This window comes from Bradyrhizobium valentinum (genome assembly GCF_001440405.1).
Lineage (GTDB): Bacteria > Pseudomonadota > Alphaproteobacteria > Rhizobiales > Xanthobacteraceae > Bradyrhizobium > Bradyrhizobium valentinum.
On sequence record NZ_LLXX01000154.1, the window covers coordinates 1 to 5235 of the forward strand.

The window sequence follows — 5235 nt, forward strand, 5'->3', positions numbered from 1 at the left end:
CCGGTGAAAAGTGCCCGTTTTCTCGAAGGTGTCGAGGCGGATGAAGACGCAAAATAAACGTGGGTGAAATGTGGGGTCTCCAGGAGGACATCGAAATTATTCTTTTATTTTCAGTATTGGCAGAGGGGTGGCATTTGAACTTACCCGTGTGTGGACGGCGATCGTGCGGTCCGACCGCAAAGCTCCAGCGAGTACAACGGGCGGAGCCGCCTTCTTGGGCGGCGTCGGGTTCCCGTGGCCATGGGCCGTGCTGGCTTGGGTCGCGCTGCTGGTGGCGATCATCGTGTCGTTCAGGCCGGCGGTCCCGGTCATCCGTCCTTCGTGGAATCTGCGCTTCGCACGCTCGAGGGGGCGAGGCGGTCTTCAAGTGAACTGGTCTGTTTGATCCTTCTGCGCTGCATCCATGACAGATGAACCAAAACGCATAAACGTTTTCCCGGCCGCATCAGTTTCGCTGGAAATGGGCGGAACTGTTTTTGCAGCAGCCGATTGAATCATCCCCAACACGCGCAAGGAGCGCTGCTGCCATGCGCCTTCAGACATATCGAGACGAAACCCGCTCCCGACACTTGGATTTAGTCGGCCAAGGCGACCACCCCTGGTCAATTGACCTGGTCGCCGTAACAGTTGCTGGCCTCCTAGTGGGGGGCTTCGCCTGTGCCATCGCGGCCCTGATGGGTGGCAGCTTCTGACCTTGCAACGGCACCGGCACGAGGAAAAATTCCGGCGCTTGGATGGGCGTGTTCGACAACAGCCCTCAGCAGCCAAGCCATCGTTGGAACGAAAACTCTCTGAGGTAGTTTGGACTGGCGCTTCTTTCCGGTTCAGAGGAGCTGAGCATGAACAAAACCCTCCTTGTTAGTCTTGCCATCTTCACTCTCTCCACTTCTGTCGCTTTGGCCGCGCAGCGGACTCAAAGCCGCGCGGTGAAGCCAAGCGCATCTGCCGCCGCGATGAACCCAAACCCATATGCCCGTCCGATGAACCCAAACGCAGCGTTTGCTCGTATGGGTCCGTCTCCGGCCATCTTCGCGCCCGGTGCGAGCAACAGCGACCGCGAGCTGTATTTCCGAAATCTCCGCGACTCCGGGTACGATAAGAAGCAGGACTTCAGCCCGAGCGGGACCATACGGACGCAATAGCGTCAAGCCTCGTCGTCCATCCTTCGTCTTGCCCTCCACCACCTTAGGCTGTGATGACAGCGCCTTGGGTGACGCAAGGTGTTGAGGGTGCGCCGAAACGCGTTGTTGGCGGTCGCCGTGCGTTTCGGCAGCGCCGGATCGCGCGCTTGTGGCGCGCTCCGATACCGAGGAGGCGCCGCCTTAAGCAAGCGGTCGAGTTCGACGACCTTTCCGTCGACCAGTGCCTGCGCGCGAACGTGATTTGACACCCGCCGGGCGGACTGTCTGTTAGTGGTCGAAGATAGCCATCTCGGAGGACGCGGAAGTGCTCACCGCGGTCCCATCCGCCAGTCCCCAAGAGATTCTGATGCGCATTTTGGCTTCAGCGATTTTGGCGGGCGCGACGCTCGCTACGGCTGCGCCGGCGCGCGCTCAGACATACGATCCAAACTACCCCGTTTGCTTACATATTTTCGGCCGGACCCCGTATTACGAATGCCGCTACACATCGCTGCCTCAGTGCAACGCGTCGGCATCGGGCCGCGCTGCCCAGTGCGTCATCAATCCATATTTCGCGCACGCAGAAGAGCCCGCGGGTTATCGGCGGCATCGCCGCCTCTACTAAGAGCGGCCGAGTGATTGAAGAAAAGCCCTCGACACCGTCTGCCGACCACTTCCGGTCTTCCCCGATAGGCGGACATTGTCAGAGTCCGACGGCATGTCTCAAAAGTGCCGATAGTGTTGCAAAAGTCGAAAATCGAACGACGCCGAAAATCTCGCAAAAGTTGATTTTAGCCGACTCCGCCACTGCAATACTCCGTAGCGCCGATACGAAGCTCCGTGGTTGTTTTTGGGTGAAAGGATGTGGTCCCTCACACTGCCGCGCGCGAAACCTATCAGCGGCTCTAAAAATTTTCGTTCGTCACCCCAAAAGACTTTTTCAACACTATCAGGGGAAGACCGGAAGTGGTCGGTCGACGACCAAATAACGCAATTGACCCGTTGCGGACGGAGCGACCGAGAGACCGCTGCTACCAGATGTTTTTCTGCATTGAGCGCGCCCACGCGGAGAAGGCGCTGATTGAGGCGAGCTTCGGGTGCCCAGACCGGTGCACTAGGTAGAACCCGTAACCTGGCAGTGTGAGCTTCGAGACTTGCACGAGTGCGCCGCTTGCAAGCTCCGGCGCAACCAGCACATCGCTGCAGATCGCGATGCCCTGACCGGAGATCGCGGCTTCGATGGCGTGCAGCTCCTCACGAAACGCCAGGCTTTGCAGCCGCGCGAGGTCGGGCACGCGCTTGAGGCGACGGCGCGCCATCGCCTGCCAGCATTGCCAATTCGGTGCGTCAGGCTCGGTGGATGGCCACTCGATCTCGATGAGGGGGAAGTTAGCTAGTTCGGCCGGGCTGAGTGGCTTGGCCTGATCGCCGACGAGCTTCGGACTCGCAACGACGCGGTAGCTGTCGCGCGTCAACTCAATGCAATGATCGCCTGGTGGCGGCCTGCGCGCATAACGGATCGCAATGTCGGCCTCGCCCGCCGCAAGGTCGAGAACGGCATCCGTGCCGAGGATATCCAGTTTCAGGCGCGGATGCGCGGCGCGCCAGTTCGGAAGCCGAGGTACGAGCCATCGGGCCGCAAACGCATTGGTCGCCGTGATGCGTAGCCGTCCGCCCGTCGCGCCCGGCCGCACGGTCGCCAGCACATCCGCGAAAGTCTGGAAGCCATCGCGGACGACAGGGAAAAGCTGTTCCCCCGCCGTCGTCAACGTTCGCACGGCGATAGATTACGCCGCGTGATCGATGAAGGGCGCCACCACTCAACGCGCCGCAACAGCGGGTTGGCTGTGACTGATCGTCTAGTTCGCGGAGCCGGTCGAGTTGCATTCCGATGTTCGTTGGCAACTCTCGATCTTCCTTCAACGACTCCCGTAGTATTTCGCCGATCTCTCGAACGATCGCGCGGGTATGCCTGGAGTCGATATCAACGTTGTTTCGCATAACGGTATGCTCCAGTCTCGCGAAGCCCCAATGAACCACGACGCCTAGACAAATGGCTTCCACACCTCACATCAGAAGAAAATCGAGACCGCCGCCTTTGGCTATCGTGCGCGAGCGCTCGGTTTTGAACAGAGGGTCCAGCGGACCTTTGGCTATCCGCGATACGCGCCGTCGTGAAACGGCGGGCGACGGTCTCGCACACCAAGTCTCCGCTGAGGATTTCTGTTCCCGTCCGATTAACGGATATTCAGGTTCTGCGCAGAAGTGGGAGCTTGGCGCAGGCCCCTGCCATTGTTCCATCATGGGCAAGGTCGGTTGGACAGTCATACTAGTGCTGAGCGCCGCTGTGGCGGCGGATAGATACTTCAACTATGGCGCCGCACACTGACGGCGTAGTCGCAACGCTCCGCCAAATTCAGCGGGCATTCGGTTGGTAGACCCATCCATTGGTCCAAACCATTCCCTACATCACGGAGCAAGCTGTCCCAAGGTGGCCCAAGGAAGCCCATTGTTGAGCGCCCGCCTCAAAAGGGGTCAACGGCACTCGATGAACGCGCGCTGCGATCGCGCATCCGGCAGCAGGAAATTTTGGCTGACATCGGGGTCAAGGCATAGAAAGGGATACCATTCGAGGACCTGCTTAACGAGACCGTGCGCCCTTTCGGTGGAAGGTTTGAGCGCCGACTTCGGCAAAGTACTGGGGCATCTGCCGTCCGAAAACCTGCCAGGCCCATCAGTCGAGCGATTTCTCAAGATTTTGTGCCGCCCGAAAGTCATCCATGTGATGCAGGTTCGGGCCGTATGCGGCCTCCTTCGTCAGAGGGTGATAAATCGCTCCTGCCACGAACTGGAGATGCCTCATCCGTCCGACGGGTTGTCCGAGCCTTGCAAAGGGGTCGGACAGCATGGGCCCGGAAATAGTGAAAAGCGTCCGACATGCGGATCCAACGTCCGTCCGGGATTTTGGTTCTTCCGGCCCCCTCCAGGAACCCCACGGAGATCAAGTGGTTGAAAAGCATGACAAGAGTTCTCTACGAAAGCGCCAACGGTGACGTCTGGCGGCTAGTCCGCGATCCGCAATCGGGTGTCGCGATGGTGGAGCACAAGCCGAACGCCAGCTCCGGGGGACGTACGTCCCTGATCGAAATCGGAAAATTCCTTCGAGCTGGCGCCAACGGTCCCGAACACCAGGCTCTACTCCAGTTGATCGGCACTCTGGTCAACGACTGACGAGCGTCAGATAGGCGGGCAATTTCGGCATGCAGATCGCCCCGGCCGCCGACCGCATCGGCGGTCTGCGGGCGAGGGTCGAACCACTATACGATCGAGGACGTCGATGCCGTGACCCGGGCGTGGTTTCCATTCGTACTCGCGATGAACAGCCTGAGGCGCACCATCGGCGCCCGGGACATGTATCCATTCGTGTTGACGGGCCCGGTCATCGGCAAGCTGGCGTTTATTCATGAGCTGGCTCAACGCGAACGGTCGGTGTTACTGCCGGCTGCGGCGGCGGGGAAGGGGGACAGTCGCCCAGGTGACGTTCCCTTGAAACAAAGCCGGTTCTGATCGCATTGTAGTACATCACCAGAAACGGTCAGCCAAAGACGCGGGTGGAGATGGTGTGTGCTCCCGATATGATACAGGAGGCGCGCATGTGCGATTTGTGCCGCGAGCTGGACTATAAGATCGAAGCGTGTCGCAGATTAGAAAACTCAACTAATGACGAGCTGACGCGCGAAGCTGTCGCTGACCTTATCAGGGAATACGAGGAAGACAAAGCCAAGCTCCATCCAAACCAGTCCGGCGAAGCATCGCGAAGTTAAGTTGCTTCGCAGTGTCAAATCCTGCGCAAGCCTTTGCTCGACCGATTGAGGGACGAGTTGCAAACGCTCATTCTGCTTAACTCATTGGCACGCCGTCCGTAATGTCAGCTATTAAACGTAGCGGGTGGCCGGTAAGGCCCCTTCGATTCAGACAAGGGCCTAGCATCGAGCGGCACACGAAGACTTTGGATCGCTAAATCTGCGGGAGTTTCAAGGAGCCGCTCCGAACGGGGCGGGTGCTTTTTTACGCCTGGTAGGTGGCAGGAACCAAAGCATGGATAGTGCTTTTA

At 59.2% G+C, this 5235-nt stretch carries 6 protein-coding genes; 4 read left to right on the forward strand and 2 right to left on the reverse strand.

What is annotated here, in order from left to right:
* Nucleotides 1–363: 363 nt before the first annotated feature.
* Nucleotides 364–543: a hypothetical protein gene (locus CP49_RS45275; RefSeq protein WP_156438695.1), complete on the reverse strand. Its 180-nt coding sequence runs from the start codon at nt 541–543 to the stop codon at nt 364–366.
* Nucleotides 544–839: 296 nt separating this feature from the next.
* On the opposite strand from CP49_RS45275, the gene CP49_RS45280 reads away from it, so the two are divergent.
* On the forward strand, nt 840–1142 hold the full coding sequence (locus tag CP49_RS45280) for a hypothetical protein (protein WP_156438696.1): 303 nt from the start codon (nt 840–842) through the stop codon (nt 1140–1142).
* 346 nt (nt 1143–1488) lie between these two features.
* Nucleotides 1489–1746: a DUF3551 domain-containing protein gene (locus tag CP49_RS43520; RefSeq protein ID WP_082646284.1), complete on the forward strand. Its 258-nt coding sequence runs from the start codon at nt 1489–1491 to the stop codon at nt 1744–1746.
* A 406-nt stretch (nt 1747–2152) separates the two neighbouring features.
* Here the strand turns inward: CP49_RS43520 and CP49_RS27770 are convergent, their stop codons facing one another.
* Nucleotides 2153–2899: a LysR substrate-binding domain-containing protein gene (locus CP49_RS27770; protein WP_197423256.1), complete on the reverse strand. Its 747-nt coding sequence runs from the start codon at nt 2897–2899 to the stop codon at nt 2153–2155.
* 1240 nt (nt 2900–4139) lie between these two features.
* Here CP49_RS27770 and CP49_RS27780 point away from each other — a divergent pair.
* Together CP49_RS27780 and CP49_RS27785 are read left to right on the forward strand one after the other, a co-directional pair.
* Nucleotides 4140–4352 (forward strand): hypothetical protein, encoded by a 213-nt coding sequence (locus tag CP49_RS27780; protein ID WP_057853333.1) that lies wholly within the window; start codon nt 4140–4142, stop codon nt 4350–4352.
* 21 nt (nt 4353–4373) lie between these two features.
* A complete protein-coding gene (locus tag CP49_RS27785) occupies nt 4374–4688 on the forward strand; it encodes a putative zinc-binding metallopeptidase (RefSeq protein ID WP_082646286.1) in 315 nt (104 codons plus the stop codon).
* The last annotated feature ends 547 nt before the right edge of the window (nt 4689–5235 follow it).

Bases quoted from the DNA above. Each gene is read 5' to 3' on its own strand.
- CP49_RS45275 (WP_156438695.1), bottom strand. From the start codon at position 543: ATGTCTGAAGGCGCATGGCAGCAGCGCTCCTTGCGCGTGTTGGGGATG.
- CP49_RS45280 (WP_156438696.1), top strand. From the start codon at position 840: ATGAACAAAACCCTCCTTGTTAGTCTTGCCATCTTCACTCTCTCCACT.
- CP49_RS43520 (WP_082646284.1), top strand. From the start codon at position 1,489: ATGCGCATTTTGGCTTCAGCGATTTTGGCGGGCGCGACGCTCGCTACG.
- CP49_RS27780 (WP_057853333.1), top strand. From the start codon at position 4,140: ATGACAAGAGTTCTCTACGAAAGCGCCAACGGTGACGTCTGGCGGCTA.